Raw genomic sequence first — 17314 nt, forward strand, 5'->3', positions numbered from 1 at the left:
TAATTGTAGTAGTTCTGGTGCAATAAAAAATGGAATAATCTCACACTATATATAAAGGTAAAGGAAGTCATAATACCGGAAGGCTGGGTTTTCCATACACAGGAAAGTGAAAAGCTATGAAACATATAGCAGCAATTACCAGCTTAACGGATGTTCATAACCAATTCGGTTTAGTCCGCATTGAAGACTAGCAGTTTTTCCAGAGTGGTATGAGAGATTGCCTAAAATTACTGAAGCTGAAAAAATCTCTCTGGATGTAATGCGGCGCAGATATCTATATCATCGTGGCGAAGGTGATTTGTTAGAGGGGACAGTGATGTTGTTAGTGGTGTCTCTCTTACTTGCGATCGCAGGATTTTACGATCCTCCCTTTAAAATCGCCGCCGAGTCATCAGTAGATTTAGTGCTGAATGATGCAGAATAATTACTACGTGGGCGGTGTTTACCTCTGCTACAGAGGGTCTATGAAATATTGCCAATTCTCAAGTGTATTAGTCACGCGATTTCTACGACAAGCTGCGCCGATGCACTTTTATAAACTCTGCTACTCTATATAATATTGTCTAAAATTCTGATTCTTTCACGTATACTCTTCCAGAATTTAGGTTTGAATTCTGACTCCTGAATTCTGTTTGATAAAAAAGAGGTTTCAATCATGGATATGATTAATGTTAATGATGCACAACAGCACCTTGATGCTGTCATTAATGAAAGTGCAAAATCTCACACACCAGTAATAATTAGTGGTAATCAAAATCAAGCGGTACTTGTTGCTCTTGAAGACTGGAACGCAATCCAAGAAACGTTGTACATACTACAAGTTCCTGGAATGCGAGAAGATATTCTTGAAGGAATGCGTACTCCTGTTGAAGAATGTGTGACCAAAGAGAAGCTTGATTGGTAGTGTGGGAATTACGTTTTACCAAGCGATCGCAAAAAGATGCAAAAAAGCTTGCTGCATCTGCACTCAAGCATAAAGCAGAGGAACTTCTGGCAATTTTGGAGCAAAATCCCTATGAAAATCCTCCTAAGTTAAAAGGAGATTTACAAGGGGCATATTCAAGGGAGAATTAACATCCAGCATCGGCTTGTATATGAAGTGCTAGAAGAAGAGCGAGTTGTGAAAGTCAAATTAAGACCCGGCGAATGGAATTCGCGGCTACACAAACAAAGCCCACCTTCGTGGGCTAATAAGAAAAAATTAAGGTTTTTTATTTAACCCGCGTAGGCGGGTTTTGTCTGTGTAGACGCGGTTTCTAACCGCCCTTTTATCTGCTTAGAGAGTAAGGTAAAATTATAAGTAAAAATGTTAAGAATTTTAAAGAAAATAATCAATGTCCAGCATTACTCTTGACAAAAGTAACTCTCATGTCGTCGTTATCGGTGCCGGAATAGGTGGACTGACTGCTGGAGCATTATTAGCTCATAGAGGTTACAGCGTCTTAGTTTTGGATCAGGCCCTCGTACCAGGAGGCTGTGCTTCCACGTTTAAACGCCAGGGATTTACCTTTGATGTTGGCGCAACTCAGCTGGCTGGGTTGGAACCAGGGGGAATTCACCACCGCATTTTCTCAGAATTAGAAGTAGATTTACCACAAGCAACGCCTTGCGATCCTTCTTGTGCGGTCTATTTACCTGGGGAAAGCACACCGATTAATGTCTGGCGCGACCAAGAGAAATGGCAAGAGGAACGACAAAAACAGTTTCCCGGTAGCGAACCGTTTTGGCAATTGATGGCAACTTTGTTTGATGCCAGTTGGGAATTTCAAGGACGCGATCCGGTGCTACCACCACGTAATTTATGGGATTTGTGGCAACTAACGCAAGCGGTGCGTCCTAGTACATTAATTACCGTACCCTTCACCTTGTTTACGGTAGGAGATGCTTTACGGTTATGTGGATTGGGAAATGACCAGCGATTGAGGACTTTTTTAGATTTGCAATTAAAGCTATACTCTCAGGTGGATGCAGACGAGACAGCGTTACTTTATGCAGCCACAGCGTTGAGTGTATCCCAACTGCCCCAAGGATTGTTTCACCTCCAGGGAAGTATGCAAGTATTAAGCGATCGCTTGGTACAATCCTTAGAAAGAGATGGCGGCAAGTTATTGATGCGCCACACTGTAGAAGAAATCAAAGTAGAAAACGGCAAAGCTACTGCTGTTGTTATTAGAAATCAGAAAACTGGCGAAGTCTGGACAGAAGCCGCCGACCACATAGTTAGCAACGTCACCGTGCAAAACTTGGTGCAGTTATTGGGAGAACAAGCACCATCTGGATATAAAAACCGGGTGGAAAAACTACCCCAAGCATCGGGCGCGTTTGTGGTGTATTTGGGTGTAGATGCTAGCGCGATTCCGCCTGGGTGTCCTCCCCACCTGCAATTTCTATACGATGTTAATGGCCCAATTGGCGAGAATAATTCCCTATTTGTTTCTGTCAGTCATCCTGGAGATGGCCGCGCACCGGAGGGGAAAGCGACAATTATTGCTTCTTCATTTGTCGATCCTGCACAGTGGTGGGAGACTGAAGATTATGAAGGACTAAAAGAAAAGTTTACCCAAGAAGCGATCGCTCGTCTTGCCCAATACTTCTATCTCAAACCAGAAACGATTATTCATCAAGAAGCCGCAACACCCCGCACTTTTGCTCATTTCACAGCCCGCGATCGCGGTATAGTTGGCGGTATTGGTCAAAGGATTCCTACCTTTGGCCCCTTTGGATTCGCCAATCGTACACCCATCCAGCATTTGTGGCTAGTTGGTGATTCCACCCATCCCGGCGAAGGTACGGCTGGGGTGAGTTATTCGGCGCTGACAGTAGTTAGGCAAATTGAGGCGCAAATGTAAAGGCACATATCTGTGCTGCTTTACATAACTCCGTGAAATGCTATAAATCATACTTATAACCGATGGCAAACAGGACGCAAAACTGATGAAATAAGGTTAGTGTTGCGAATCTGGAGTAATGACAGACAGAGTTTTAATTCTTGGTGGACGGGGGCGGATTGGTAGCACTGTTGCTCACGATCTAGCTACTCATACGCAGGCTCAAATTACAATTACTGGGCGTTCTGCGGAGTTTGGGAAGGCTGTTAGCTTGTCTTCGGGAGGACAAGTGCAGTTTTTGGTATTGGACTTGGCAGAAGTTGACAAGTTGCAAGATGCGATCGCAAACTCTAACTTAGTCATTCATTGTGCTGGCCCATTTCACTATCGAGATACTAATGTTCTCGAAACCTGTATTGCTAAAGGCGTTAATTATGTAGATGTCAGCGACCATCGTTCTTATACCAGCAAAGCTCTCCATTTTAGTGAAAAAGCTGCTGCTGCTGGTGTGACGGCAATTATTAATACTGGCATTTTTCCTGGTATTTCTAATAGCATGGTACGTCAAGGTGTTGAAGAATTTGATAAACCAGAAAAGATCCATCTAAGTTATTTAGTTTCGGGTTCTGGTGGTGCTGGCATTACAGTCATGCGGACAACTTTTCTTGGGTTGCAGTATCCTTTTGAGGCTTGGATAGATGGGAAGTGGGAAATAATCAAGCCTTATAGTGAAAGAGAAATAGTTGAGTTTCCATCCCCATATCAACGCACCGGAGTTTACTGGTTTGATATGCCAGAAACCTTTACATTGCCCAAAGCTTTCCCATCAGTAAAAACTGTAATTACTAAGTTTGGCTCTGTTCCCGATTTTTACAATCACCTAACTTGGATTGCGGCACACATTTTTCCCAAATGGTTAATGCAGCGTCGTTACATGATTGAATTTCTATCTCATGTCAGCCATTCGATGACAGATTTCACTAATAATTTTAGTGGAATTGGGGTAGCGGTTCGTTCAGAAGTGACAGGGCAAAAAGATGGTAAAACTGCCGTTTATTGTTCAACGGTAGTGCATGAAAACACAGCGATAGCTTCTGGTTGTGGCACAGGTAGTATTGCCCAATTGTTACTAGAAGGAAAACTCCATAAACCAGGTGTTTTTGCTGTGGAAGAAGCACTCCCAACAGATTTATTTGAAGAAGTAATGCAAAGCCGAGGAATTAAAATAAATCACAGTTGGTTATAATCCAATACGCTTGGATTAAGCAAAATGCAACCCAACAAAAGCCCGGAAATGTTGGGTTTCGTTCCTCAGCTCCTAAAAGCTTCAGATAGGTTTAACTGAACTATAGGTAAAAATTAATATACCCTGCGGTAGAAGGAAGAAGTGTACCTAAACACTTAGGATGCCTGTGAGTCTTAAATATTGAATTTATTTATACATGACCAAGGCTCATTAGGAAAACTAGGAGTATTATTCCATGCAAAAAATTCGATTAACTTTAAAAAAAGCGTTACGCTCAAGCTTTTTGGTTGTTTGCTTGATGGTTTCTATCAGCTTATCAGGTTCATTTCTATTCGTTCAGCAAGCTAGTTATGCAACTACTCTTGAAGAATTGAAGCTAATACCTCCACAGTTTAAACCAAATTCTGAAGAAAAAATTAATCGTGCTAACGAATACGACCCAGGTGTTGGTATTCAAGAAGAAGAAAGACAAAAAGCTTATGAGCAAGCGATAAAAGATTCAAAGAATCTTAATACTATAGAAAAAACTTACGAAAGAAATTTGAAGGCTGAACAAGAACAAAATCCCCCAGAAACTTTTGGTGAAAAAGCGAAAGAAGTTATTGACAAGGTGACAGGTAAATAAAGAATATAGACCTAACCCTTAACCCTTACCTAGTAGATTTGGTGAGTAATATTAAAAGCCTCTATACGGTTGGGAATCATAGGTTTATCAAATTAAATTGTAGGATGTGTTATCACTGTATCGTAACGCACCCTACAATTTTTTTTATTCAAATTCATCAATTGTGTCGGGAGGAGTGGTCTTTCTGCGATTAGCAAAATTGCGCTCATACCACTTCATTAATGGAGTTGCACTAATGCCATGAATAATCACAGAAGCGACAATAGTGGTGTAAGTTATCCAAGCAATTTGTTCGGCAGGTTCACCTTTTAAGCCATTACCAAAAGCATAGGCGAGATAATATAAAGAACCGACACCGCGAATGCCAAACCATCCAAATAACCAACGAGTTTCTGCATGAAAGGTTCGGCGACGTGAGTCTAAAGGTCTTTTACCTATAGTGCTAATCCAAACTCCTAAAGGTCTAATTATCAAGAATAATAAAATTATTACTAGCAAAGATTGCATAGCATAATTGAGTATTGGCTTTAGCAACAATATTGAACCCAATAGTAAAATTGTTCCAACTTCCAGCAGCTTTTCAACTTGCTCAATAAATTCCAATTGGGCTAGTGGTTTTTCAGGATTTTTGTAACTGCGTTGGACAACTAATCCAGCCACAAATACTGCCAAAAATCCATAGCCATTCACCATTTCTGTTAAAGAATAAGTTATAAGAATTGTGCTGATAGCAATAAAATCTTCCATTAACTTATCGGCAGGACGGCGTTTTTGAATTTTATTTTCAATCCAAACTATAGATTTGGCAACAACAATCCCCATAATAATGCCAACTGCGATCGCCCAAATTAAATCAACTGCAATCCACTGTTTAAACCAGTTACCCCAGTTGTCATCTTTTAACGCATGAAGACCAAAATAAACGAAGGGGAAAGCTAAAGCATCGTTTAACCCACCTTCAGAAGTTAAACCAAATCTCAACTCATCTTGGTCATTTATATCAGTCAATTGTACTTCTGATGCTAATACCGGATCGGTCGGTGCAAGAATTGCTCCTAATAAAATTGCTTCTCCCCAACTCATCCCTAAAAATAATTTACCCACAACAGCCAGAGCAAAAATTGAAATGGGCATCAAAAATACAATCAATCGCACTGTAATATCCCAAACCCCCAACCTTAGAGGACGGACAATTCTTAAACCGCAACTAAACACAGAAATAATTACTACAAGTTCTGTTATTTTTTCCAGTAGTTCGGCATTAAAAACTTCATCTCGACGTAATTGAATCAGTCCAAAGGCATAAGGGCCTAGAAAAATACCAACTATGAGGTAGATAATGGCAAAAGAAAGAGGTAGGCGAGCAATCCAACCTGACCCTAATGTTACCATCAGCAGAAGTAGACCAATTACAAATAGGTCAATAATATAGATATCTACCATATAGCGATTTGTATAAAATTAGGCGTTACTTTGTAAGCTTAATTGCAATAGTTTTTTATTAGCATTACCTATGGGCAGATTTTCTGGAATGAAGGATTAGAGACCATTTATAAAGTAAATCTTTAGACGGCTAGACGACGTAACATAATACGAGTCATAACGGCATATATGGCAGCTTCACTCATTTCAGTCAGGCGTTCGTAATCTTTACTCAAACGATGGTACTGGTTAAACCAACCGAATGTTCTTTCTACTACCCAACGCTTGGGTAAAACTTCAAATTCTTTATTAGTACGGCGCATGACCTCAACATGAGCTTGAATCATCAACCAAACAGCCAGCGCAAACTTATCGCCGTCATACCCCAGGGCAAACGCATCTAAAGTATAAGAATCCTTTAATAGCAAGGGTTTTGGCGTTTTTTAATTTAGCCTATTTTTTCATCAAGATCCTTGCCCAGCAAGGGTTTCAGAAATCCCGTGCGTTCGCCCTGCGTCATACCCCGAGTCAACCCACATGACTTCAACTTTTTCCAATAATTCTGGGCGTTCTTCCACCAGTTCCATCAAGGCATACGCTGCAAGCACTCTTTCAGGAGCATTGCCTTCGCTCACAATCACTTTGAGCAATAGCCCAAGGCTATCAACGATTGTTTGGCGTTTTCTTCCTTTGACTAACTTGCCACCATCAAAGCCGTACACATCCCCCTTTTTTCAGTCGTTTTTACCGACTGACTATCTGCTGCGATCGCACTTGGTTGTGTTGACCTACCTAATTTTATGCGAACTTGATCGCGCAGTGTATGGTTTAATTTTTCCCAAACTCCCTTGCGTTGCCATTTACGGTAATAGCTGTATACCGTTGAGCTTGGCGGGAAGTCCCCCGGAAGCATATTCCATTGACATCCAGTTTTCAAATGATAATAGATGGCATTGCATATTTCACGCATATCTGTTGTGCGTGGATGCCCTCCTTCTTTAGCTGGTGGAATCAAGGGAGCCAAGATTTCCCACTCTATATCAGTTAAATCTGTGGGGTAAGACTTTCGCGCCATACCGACTATCTATGTAAATACACTGCACATGAAGTATTTTATCGTTATCATAACTCCTTTCTCCTGGCTTTTAGATTTACTTTATAAATAGCCTCTTATCAACAATACCATTGCCAAAATAAGAGTATGAAGAGGTAGGGCATTTCGTAGTAGATTTATTGTCTCTCACAACGATAAATCAAACACTACAAGCAGCCCATGCCTGATATCTTATCACTGCTACAATGCCTGCTACCGCAGATCAACGCGACAACAATGCGGCAATTTAACCAAATAATCCTGGCTATGTTAACGATGAGCGGGCGAGTCACGATGTTGGGAATCTCGCGTTGGGCAGGCACTGGTGGTAGTTATCGGACGATATTAAGATTCTTTCAGACAGTAATACCTTGGGCGACGTTGTTTTGGCTATTTTTCCGTAAGCATTTATTCCGTGCAAATGAGGTGTATTTGCTTGCAGGAGATGAAGTTGTAGTGAGTAAATCAGGTAAAAAAACTTATGGTTTGGATAGATTCTTTTCCAGCCTAGTAAGTAAACCGATATTAGGACTGTCTTTCTTTACATTATCATTAGTAAGTGTTGAACAAAGGCACTCATTTCCCATTCAAATAGAACAGGTGATTAAGAGCGATGTAGAAAAAAGTAGTTCAACATTAGCCTCAGAAATAAAGCCTAAAGAAAAACGTAAGCGTGGACGACCAAAAGGAAGTAAGAATAAGAATAAAGCCGAGGTGATTTTAACATCTGAATTAGTGCGAATTCAAAAGATGATTAATTCGCTGTTCAAATTATTAGCTGGATTTGTGCCGCTTACTTACTTAGTGCTAGATGGGCATTTTGGTAACAATAATGCTTTGCAGATGGCACGTCTTGTTAACTTACACATAATTTCTAAGTTGCGCCACGATTCTGCATTGTATATCCCATATCAACATCCTGACTCCCATAAACGCTCTCGTCGTAAATACGGTGATAAGATTGACTACCATAACATACCTGATAAGTATTTGCGTAAAAGTAGCATAGAGGATGAAATTCAAACTGATGTTTATCAATGCACTCTCCTTCACAAGGAATTTGCCCAAGCACTAAATGTAGTTATTTTAGTTAAAATTAATCTTAAAACTCATGCTCGTAGTCATGTAATTCTATTTTCTAGTGACCTAAAGTTGTCCTACGAAAAAATAATAGATTACTACAAATTGCGCTTCCAAATCGAGTTTAATTTCCGTGATGCCAAGCAGTTTTGGGGACTGGAAGATTTCATGAACTTAAGCCAAACTGCTGTGACTAATGCTGTTAATTTAGCATTTTTCATGGTCAACTTGTCCCATCATCTTCTCTTGGATTTTCGTCTCCTTAATCCCGACTCTGGCATTATTGACCTGAAGACTCATTATCGTGGTTTTCGATATGTCCGTGAAATCTTAAAAATGCTTCCGGAAATGCCTGAGCCTATTTTATTAACCCAGATTTTTGCCAAGATTACTTCTTTGGGACGGATTCATAACGTTTCTACAGGCGTTGAACCCTCGTAAATTGGCAAAGGTATTGATCAAATTATTTAGTTCAGCAACTAAAACGTCCGAATGTTCCCATGTTTATTGCCTAGTTGTTTGGCGCACGGCGCGGCTACACCGCGCCATTGCTTGTGACAGTTGCGTAAGTCCTGTTTATATTTGATGCGTGAGTCTTGTATTTTCTATCTCACTCACTTGCAAACGCCTGTAAGTAAGTTGGCACAATAAAATCAAACTATGTAAATAAAAATCAACTAGGCTAAAATCCTTATGCCTATTGCCTATTGCCTTATCCCAACGACAATTATTTACACCCACTTACTTAAATTGAGCATTAGCTTCGTCCAACCTAGACATCGCACTTCGATTCTTCGCATCTGCCCTTAAAACAATGGAATGTAGCACGCAAATATGATAACAGCACACACGTGTACTACTTTTTCACTCAGGCATGGCTTTTTAGTACAAATATACTATAATAGATATAGCGTCCACAAAGCCTAATTAAATGCCTAACGGCTGTGTGACAACCTTCTGGAAGATGGATTCAAGGGTTAGTTCGATGATGAAGCATTACATTCTCAACCTCAATCCGACTGCCAAACATGAATGGGATCGGTGTATTTTACGCGATCCGCTAACTGCCAAACGCCCAGACATTGCTAAACTAATTGCTGAAGCGGTTGGTGCTGATACAGGCAGTTATTTGGTAAGCGTGAATATCGAAGTTCAAGTTTTGCAGCAAGCCGCAGTCCCTCAAGCAGAACAACTCTCGCTTTCGTTTCCAGAGGTGAGTGTGCAGTCACAACCACAACTGCGGGAAGCGGCTTAATGCGATCGCTTGAAACATCTGCATAATCAATTTAGTGTAGCTAAATTGAGAGCAAGATTAGCGTAGCTTGCCGCCGTAGGCATCGCTCAATAACTCATATCATTCAACTAGACAACGCAAGACAAGGGGTTTCCAAAAAACAAATTATCCAAAATGATTTATAGGGGATCTTGGACAAGATCCCCTAATTCCAGCGTGTACTAGAATGTGTGGGACAAAAGTTGAGCAATTTGCTGATTAATAGTTGCAACATCAAAACGCCGACTAGCAGTAGTCCTGGCATTATTAGCTATAGTTGCAGTTATTTCCGTCTCCTGAAGACAGGTGATTATTACCTGTGCAAGTTCCTGGGGTTCTCCTGGTGTCACTAGAAAACCATTAAGTCCATGTTCTACTAATTCCATTACACCCCCAGCTTTTGCTGCAACTACAGGTTTTCCACATAGCATCGCCTCAACAATCACTCTACCAAAGGGTTCTGGGGAAGTAGAGGTATGTGCCACCAAGTCACAAGCTGCCATTAACTGGGGAATATCTGAACGAAATCCTAAAAATTGGACGCGGTTTTCTAGTCCCAGATCGGCAACTTGTTGATGTAATTGTTTTACATAATCTTGTTCGCCAAACAGTGCATCCCCCACTAAAATTACTGTCACCTCTGGCGGACATTTGGCAAGAGCATCAATTAAAATATGCTGTCCTTTCCAAGGTGCAAGACGGCTAAAGTGTCCAACTACAAATTTTCCTTGCAATCCTAACTTTTGCTGTAATTGATTAATGTCAGATTCATCAGTTTGATAAATTTTTGGATCAAAGCCGTTATAGACAACTTCGACTATATCCGAGCGTCCTCCCGCTTGAATAAAGGCTGTTTTACTAGCTTGGGAGTTAGCAATTACTAATGAGGCACAACGATTAGCTAAGTTAATCGCAATGCGAAGATTAGTTTGGCTAAAATGTTCTGTGGAAAGAATATCATGTAAATGATAAACCAGAGGACGACGACTAAAAAAACTTGCTAATGCTCCGACAACTAATGCTTTCTGAGTGTTGGCATAAATTAAATCGTATTCACGCGCTTTTTTTATTACTTTAGTAATCAAAGGTGCAAGTTGTTTTAAACTCTTTAATCCTTGTGCCAAACTGCTTTCTTTGCGAACTTGGATTGTTTGAGTTGCGAGAACTTCTACTGGGATATGATTTTGCTGTAGTAAATCTTTAAATTGTCCATCTGCAAATAAACCTACTAAAGCGCGATGAGAGTATGGTTTAGCAATATCAATTAAACATAATTCTGCACCGCCGGGTTTACCACTTTGGTCTAAGAAAAAAATTCTCATAAAACTTCCTTATAATACAATACGATTCAGACGCGATAAATCGCGTCTCTACAAAGCAATTTTCGCGTCTCTAGTTTAATTTAATAGAACATTTCGCACTTGTTGAGCAATTTGATTCCAGTCGTAGTGTGTAGTCGCGTACTCACGACAGGCTTCTCGTGAAGGTGTGGGAATGTTTCCCAAAAGCACTTGTTCTAATTTTTCAGCAATAGCTGAGGCTTCTGTTGAAGTCGTAATTAAATCAGGTGAAAACTCTGACAAAATTTCTGGCATTCCGCCAACTGGGGTACATAAAACAGGAGTACCACAGGCTAGAGATTCGACTATTACTAATCCAAAGCCTTCAAAAGATTGACTAGGCATTATAGTCAATTCCGCAGCTTGATAAGCTATAGGTAATTGCTCATCAGGGAGAAAACCTAAAAATTTAATGTTGTCGTCTAATCCTAATTCTGTAGCCTGTTGTTGTAGTGCAGCTTGGATGTGACCACGACCTGCGATCGCTAGCCAGACATCTGGTATTCTGGGCTTAATTATAGCCAAAGCTTGTAATAATTTATCAACTCCCGTTCGATGCACTAAACGGCGCGATGTAAATATAATTCGGCGATTATTTGGCCAGCCTAGCTGTTTACAAGCATCTTGGCGTGATAAATTTGGTTGAAACCAGTTAATATCAACTCCACCAGGAATAATATTAATTTTGTTCCACGGTACTTGATATTTATCATGTAATATTTTACCAAATGCTTTGCTCAAAACAATGAAGCGATCGCAGTGATTATATGTGTTTTTTTCTATTAAATGATGCTTAATCAAAAGACTGAGATTCTTATTAACTACCTCTTGCTGACTCTCAGAAGCCCAAGGGCCATGAAAATTAAAGGTAACAGGTACTCCCTTTGGTAAAATATCTAAAAGCGGAAAGCTATATAATGCAAAGTGTAGATTAATAGCATCTGGTTTGTTTGTTCTTGTTTTCTGAAAGTTTGTGCGAATAGACCATAATCTTTGCCAAATAGCGCTATCGGGAGAAGCCAAGTTAGTTAGCTTAATCGGTAAATTTAGTTCAGTCTCTGGTAGACCAACTCCGCATAATTCAACCTGGTCTTTATTGGCTGCTAATTTATGAGTTAGTTCATACATATATCTTTCTAATCCTCCAGGATTTTTGGGAAACCAGCCTAATCCCAAAGTGAGAATAGATGCAGATGATGAAGCTAAATTTTCTGGTTTATTTTTCACTAATATGTCTCCTATAAATATATAAAAACAGTATGGATGTACAACTGTAAGCCCCTACAGTATGTTCCAAAGATTAATTACTATAATTTCTAAATATACATTTCCAATAAGATTTTTATATAGAACACCAATTTATAAACTATTTATATGTCAACGTCAACAAGGGAGAAAACCTTGTGTTTTTATAAACTACATAATACTGACTTTGATATATATGATACTTACTAATTAGCAAAGACGAATGCTAGATAGAGAGAGGCAAAAATCGCTATAAATTAACAATTGTAGAAATATCATGTATTAATATTTACCATTTTTGCTTACAAATCAGTAGCTATTAATACCTTCAAAAGGTTTTAGAGATATTACCTTAAAAATTAAATAATAAAAGGATTTTTGTAAAGATAGCGTAAAATTATCGCTCATTTATAATAATTATATTTTTTACTGATTTCTCAAAAAATGATTGTATATAAATAATTAAAAGCTGAAAAACTATATGATAAATAAATTAATGGCGAAGTTAGGAAAACTCCGTCACAAGCTTAATCAGCAAATCAAAAATTTATCTAAACTTAGATATTTACAAAGAAGTAAAACCTTCAATTTTTTACTCAGTTTGACTGTTGGAGTCATTGTTACTACCCTGGGAATTACAACAGACTGGGCAACAACAGAAACACCCACGCTTACATACAAAACATCGTGGACAAGTAATTCTATTGATAATACAAATCTGCTGGTACAAAACAATACTGAAACACCCACGCTTACTTACAAAACATCGTGGATAGGTAACACTATTGGTAGTGGAAATCTACGGGTACAAAATAATATTGAGGCAATGTATGTTTCTCCTGATGGCACAGTTTATACCAACAGCCATTGGGATGAGGCGGGAATGGAGGCAGCCATATATAAAGATGGTAAGGTTATTAGTGCTATTGGCGATACTCACGGCTGGAGTCGTGGAGGTGGCATCGCTGTAACAGCAAGTAGTAAATATATTTACCTTGCCATGACTCAGGGATCGAAGGGTAAAACTGATGAAGATTACCCAGCTGAAGGTACAAGTTGGCATTGCGTTAGACGCTATGATTTGTCGGGAAAACCTGCACCGTTTCCTGAAGGGCGTGGCTGGGATAAAAGTATGTTAATTACCAGTACTAAAAGTGAAGTTACTGGATTAGCAACAGTAGGAAGCGAGTTGTATGTGAGTGATTTTGCTGCTAACCGCATTCGTGTCTATGATACTGATACGATGAAGCAAGTACGCAGTTTTACCTTTGCCAATCCGGGAGCAATAACTGTTGATCCACAAAAAAATCTGTGGATTATTCAAAGCAAAAATGGTAATAAACCTGCGAAAATTTTACATTATTCCCAGAGTGGAAAGCAATTGCCCGAACAGATTGCAGATATCGTTGAACCAACTGCGATCGCAATCGATCGTCAAGGTAAGCTGTTAGTGGCAGAAAATGGCCCGCGTCAGCAAATATTGATTTATGACATCAAAGATCAGCCAGTACAGACGGGGAGTTTTGGTTCTAAGGGTGGTATTTATACAGGAATTTCTGGCGAAGTTGGAGATTTGAAACTTTACGGACTTACCGGAGTTGGTGCAGATGCTTCAGGTAATATCTATATAAATAGTAATGGTTTCAACAAATCGGGAACAGATTTACGGAAATTTTCGCCATCGGGAAAACTAATATGGCGATCGCTAGGATTGATATTCGTCGATAATGCAGATGCCGATCCTAAAACTGATGGTGTAGATTTATTCACCAAACAAGAACACTATCTCATGGATTACAGTAAGCCTGCTGGTAAGCAATGGACTTACAAAGCTTACACCTTAAATCCTTTCAAATATCCTCAAGATCCACGTCTACATACATCACCCGATGGAACCTTTGTGCGCCGCATCCAAGGAAAGCCGTTCTTGTTCCTCACAGATATGTACAACAGCTTCCTGCAAATATATCGTTTTAATCCAGACAAAGACGGAAAAATTGCTATTCCAGCCGGAATGTTTGTCGGTAGCAATGGCGCAGACAAACCATTTTTAGCCGGAAATTGGCCGCCAAATCAACCACAAAAAGGCGAATGGATCTGGCGCGATCGCAACGGTAATGGCAAATTTGAAAATAATGAATATGACACTAGCAAAGATTATCCTTATATCGGTGGATGGTGGGTAGACAGCAAAGGAGATGTTTGGAAAGCTTTGCGAACAGAAGATGGCATTCGCCACTATCCTTTACAGGGAATAGATGCTAAAGGCAACCCCATCTACAACTATGGTTCGATGGAAAAGCAAACTACTCCCAGAATATTTAACGACTTGCGGCGGCTCGAATATTTCCCTGAAACAGATAGTATGTATTTGTCAGGTTTCACAGTAGATCACCCCGCCTTTGGTGACGATACTGGAGTTGCTGGATCTGAAATTGCCCGTTTTGACAATTGGAGTAAAGGAAATCGTACCCCCAAGTGGCGAGTTGTGATTCCCTACGACACCACCGGCAAACGCGAAGTATCTACAGCAGCCATGAGTGTGGCGGGCGATCGGGTATTTGCCGTGACAGTCAAAACCGCAGAGGTATATGTCTATAATGCCAAGACGGGAGCGCAAGTACAACACTTAAAACCAGGCCCAGAAGTTGGCAGCGAAAGTGGCTGGATTGATATACCTTATGGTATCCGCGCTTTTCATCGTTCAAATGGCGAGTATCTGGTATTTGTAGAAGAAAACTGGAAAGGAAAAGTGATTATGTATCGGCTAGCAGGTTGAGTATTTACTAGCTGATTTGCAATCTTAGTTAAAAAGCAAAGAAATTAAACTATCTCTTGCAGCTTTTGACTGAGATACATCGCAATTCCTTTCTCATAGTAAGCGGCTTCATTAATAAAAATAGGATAAACAGTAGACTCTCCCTCATAGAAAATATCTTTTCCTGCAAAAGTTAGAAACATTGGATCGCCTGGATTCAGAGGTTCATAGTCTCTAAACTGAAGCTGGGGATGAATCATGGCTTGAATCTCCCCACTTTGCAGCCCGCCGTAAGCATCGCTTCTCGGATAATCGATAGTCTCAATATATTGATAGAGTGTAAGCTGGCTGCTTGTCTGCGGAATATTACCTTGGTTGCACCATTCAAAATAGTCTAAAATTGCATAAATAAGCTGCTCTGTTTGCTGAAATAATTCGGCATTTAAAATATTCTGAGCCACAGCACCAACTTCAATAACAAAACCCAATTCGCACAAAGAACGAAGAAAACCACCTTCTTTAGATTGCTGATTCACAAAAACTTTTACCATCGGATTGATAGAACTTAAATAAGCAGCTAACCGAAGTAAGAAAGGATTCAGATCGCAAAAAATCAGACTTAACCCCATATTGGCAGTTGTGCTGTGCAAATCAACAATTACATCTACAAATGGCTGATTTTGCGGTTGCAGTACTTGTTGGATTGCTTTCGCGCGCGTATCTTCATAACTTGAGAGTTGAGGATTTTGTAAACCTTGATTGGTGAAGCAACGGTTTAAATCCCTGTCAATGTATCGTTTACCTTCTTCAATAGCTTTAAGATTGCCAAGTAATGGCAGAGTTTCAAAAGTTGTTCTGTTGATTAAATTTGGATACTGCTGAAACTTTTTGACTAGATATACTCCTGTTAACTCATTACCGTGGTTTCCTCCAACGATCGCAACTCGTTTAATCTCACTCATAACAACCTCACTGTCTCCCCGACGGTTATTGAGAATAGTGCAAGATACAAGATAGAAGTATAACTGCTGCTGACTAAATCTTGTAAAAGACTGACGCGAACGCTCCATGTTCGAGCCAAAATGTGATAACTGTTAAGCTGTTAGCTTTAGCACAAAAGGGGTGAAAATTTATGGAGTATAATTTTCAAGCGATCGCTGAACTTTACAAAAACGCCCTCCTCAATGACGTACTCCCATTTTGGGAAAAATATTCTCTTGATTGGCAACAAGGCGGCTATTTCACTTGCCTAGATCGCTACGGCAAAATTTATAATACAGACAAATTCATCTGGCTGCAAAACCGCCAAGTGTGGACTTTTTCGATGCTTTACAACCAGCTAGAAAAACGCGAAAACTGGCTAAAAATTGCCAGCAATGGCGCTAATTTTCTCGCCCAACATGGCAGAGATACTGATGGTAACTGGTACTTTGCTCTCACCCGTGAAGGAAAACCACTGGTTGAGCCTTACAACATCTTTTCTGATTGCTTTGCAGCGATGGCATTTAGTAAATATGCACTCGCTGGGGGCGAAGAATGGGCAAAAGATGTGGCAATGCAGGCTTATAACAACGTTTTACGCCGTAAAGATAACCCGAAAGGCAAATATAATAAAACCTATCCCGGCACACGCCTGATGAAATCATTGGCTGTACCAATGATTTTAGCCAACCTGACTCTAGAAATGGAATGGCTGCTACCAAAAGAAACCCTAGAGAATGTCCTAGCTGAGACTCAGGGCGAAGTGATGACCGATTTTCTCGACCCAGAACGGGGACTAATGTACGAAAATGTTGCCCCTGACGGTTCCCACATAGATTGTTTTGAGGGACGGCTAATTAACCCTGGTCACGGTATCGAAGCTATGTGGTTTATTATGGATATCGCCCACCGGAAAAACGACACCACAACTATTAACCAAGCTGTTGATGTGGTGCTAAATATCCTAAATTTTGCTTGGGATAACGAGTACGGCGGATTGTATTACTTTATGGATGCAGACGGTCATCCTCCACAACAATTGGAATGGGATCAAAAATTGTGGTGGGTTCACCTAGAGTCTTTGGTCGCATTAGCAATGGGCTATCGCCTGACAGGGCGTGAGGTATGTTGGGAATGGTATCAAAAGATGCACGATTATACCTGGTCACACTTTGCCGATTCAGAGTACGGTGAGTGGTTTGGCTATCTCAATCGACGTGGGGAAGTATTGTTAAACCTCAAAGGTGGCAAATGGAAAGGATGTTTTCACGTACCGCGTGCATTATATCTTTGTTGGCAGCAGTTTGAGGCATTAAAGTAGTTTAGCTATCTCAGCAAGCAGATTTTTCTAGCTAACCACTTAGCTAGGATTTTTTGGAATTGAAAGTTTATTTGAAGTAAATGCACTTTATAAGAATCTGTA

General features: G+C 40.1%; 14 protein-coding genes and 2 pseudogenes. 10 read left to right on the plus strand and 6 right to left on the minus strand.

Features of this window, described 5'->3' with window-relative positions; all coding sequences use genetic code 11:
- Nucleotides 1–217 precede the first annotated feature (217 nt).
- The 6 genes from FD724_RS26685 to FD724_RS26710 all read left to right on the plus strand — a co-directional run bounded on the left by FD724_RS26685 (nucleotide 218) and on the right by FD724_RS26710 (nucleotide 4699).
- Complete coding sequence (locus FD724_RS26685; RefSeq protein WP_256874367.1) at nucleotides 218–424, plus strand: hypothetical protein; 207 nt, start codon at nucleotides 218–220, stop codon at nucleotides 422–424.
- Nucleotides 425–655: 231 nt separating this feature from the next.
- The gene (locus FD724_RS26690) at nucleotides 656–904 is read left to right on the plus strand and encodes a type II toxin-antitoxin system Phd/YefM family antitoxin (protein ID WP_179074692.1); all 249 of its coding nucleotides are present in this window, start codon (nucleotides 656–658) and stop codon (nucleotides 902–904) included.
- Nucleotides 904–1074, plus strand: a complete 171-nt coding sequence (locus FD724_RS26695; RefSeq protein WP_256874368.1) for a Txe/YoeB family addiction module toxin — start codon at nucleotides 904–906, stop codon at nucleotides 1072–1074. The genes FD724_RS26690 and FD724_RS26695 overlap by 1 nt, the downstream gene beginning before the upstream one ends.
- Before the next feature lie 260 nt (nucleotides 1075–1334).
- Entirely contained in the window at nucleotides 1335–2849 is a 1515-nt protein-coding gene (gene crtD, locus FD724_RS26700; RefSeq protein WP_179074693.1) for a C-3',4' desaturase CrtD, read from the plus strand.
- A gap of 118 nt (nucleotides 2850–2967) precedes the next feature.
- Nucleotides 2968–4074 (plus strand): saccharopine dehydrogenase family protein, encoded by a 1107-nt coding sequence (locus FD724_RS26705; RefSeq protein WP_179074694.1) that lies wholly within the window; start codon nucleotides 2968–2970, stop codon nucleotides 4072–4074.
- A gap of 235 nt (nucleotides 4075–4309) precedes the next feature.
- Entirely contained in the window at nucleotides 4310–4699 is a 390-nt protein-coding gene (locus tag FD724_RS26710; protein WP_179074695.1) for a hypothetical protein, read from the plus strand.
- A 144-nt stretch (nucleotides 4700–4843) separates the two neighbouring features.
- Here the strand turns inward: FD724_RS26710 and FD724_RS26715 are convergent, their stop codons facing one another.
- The 3 genes and pseudogenes from FD724_RS26715 to FD724_RS26725 form a co-directional block, all read right to left on the minus strand.
- Nucleotides 4844–6142 (minus strand): sodium:proton antiporter, encoded by a 1299-nt coding sequence (locus FD724_RS26715; RefSeq protein ID WP_179074696.1) that lies wholly within the window; start codon nucleotides 6140–6142, stop codon nucleotides 4844–4846.
- Nucleotides 6143–6264: 122 nt separating this feature from the next.
- Nucleotides 6265–6507, minus strand: a pseudogene (locus FD724_RS26720) (transposase); the annotation flags it as partial.
- Nucleotides 6508–6645: 138 nt separating this feature from the next.
- Nucleotides 6646–7196, minus strand: a pseudogene (locus FD724_RS26725) (IS5 family transposase); the annotation flags it as partial.
- A gap of 198 nt (nucleotides 7197–7394) precedes the next feature.
- On the opposite strand from FD724_RS26725, the gene FD724_RS26730 reads away from it, so the two are divergent.
- Entirely contained in the window at nucleotides 7395–8735 is a 1341-nt protein-coding gene (locus tag FD724_RS26730) for a transposase (RefSeq protein WP_179071337.1), read from the plus strand.
- A 544-nt stretch (nucleotides 8736–9279) separates the two neighbouring features.
- Nucleotides 9280–9549: a hypothetical protein gene (locus tag FD724_RS26735; RefSeq protein ID WP_114082264.1), complete on the plus strand. Its 270-nt coding sequence runs from the start codon at nucleotides 9280–9282 to the stop codon at nucleotides 9547–9549.
- 200 nt (nucleotides 9550–9749) lie between these two features.
- Here the strand turns inward: FD724_RS26735 and FD724_RS26740 are convergent, their stop codons facing one another.
- On the minus strand, nucleotides 9750–10889 hold the full coding sequence (locus tag FD724_RS26740) for a glycosyltransferase family 4 protein (protein ID WP_114082263.1): 1140 nt from the start codon (nucleotides 10887–10889) through the stop codon (nucleotides 9750–9752).
- 75 nt (nucleotides 10890–10964) lie between these two features.
- Nucleotides 10965–12134 carry a glycosyltransferase family 4 protein gene (locus tag FD724_RS26745; protein ID WP_179074697.1) on the minus strand — a complete coding sequence of 390 codons (1170 nt, stop codon included), beginning with the start codon at nucleotides 12132–12134 and terminating at the stop codon, nucleotides 10965–10967.
- 499 nt (nucleotides 12135–12633) lie between these two features.
- Between FD724_RS26745 and FD724_RS26750 the strand changes: the two genes are divergently transcribed.
- Complete coding sequence (locus FD724_RS26750; RefSeq protein ID WP_179074698.1) at nucleotides 12634–14931, plus strand: hypothetical protein; 2298 nt, start codon at nucleotides 12634–12636, stop codon at nucleotides 14929–14931.
- 44 nt (nucleotides 14932–14975) lie between these two features.
- Here the strand turns inward: FD724_RS26750 and FD724_RS26755 are convergent, their stop codons facing one another.
- Entirely contained in the window at nucleotides 14976–15872 is an 897-nt protein-coding gene (locus FD724_RS26755; RefSeq protein ID WP_179074699.1) for an aspartoacylase, read from the minus strand.
- A gap of 170 nt (nucleotides 15873–16042) precedes the next feature.
- On the opposite strand from FD724_RS26755, the gene FD724_RS26760 reads away from it, so the two are divergent.
- Nucleotides 16043–17212 (plus strand): AGE family epimerase/isomerase, encoded by a 1170-nt coding sequence (locus tag FD724_RS26760; protein ID WP_179074700.1) that lies wholly within the window; start codon nucleotides 16043–16045, stop codon nucleotides 17210–17212.
- Nucleotides 17213–17314: the final 102 nt, after the last annotated feature.

The organism is Nostoc sp. C057, from assembly GCF_013393925.1.
Classification (GTDB): Bacteria; Cyanobacteriota; Cyanobacteriia; order Cyanobacteriales; family Nostocaceae; genus Nostoc; species Nostoc muscorum_A.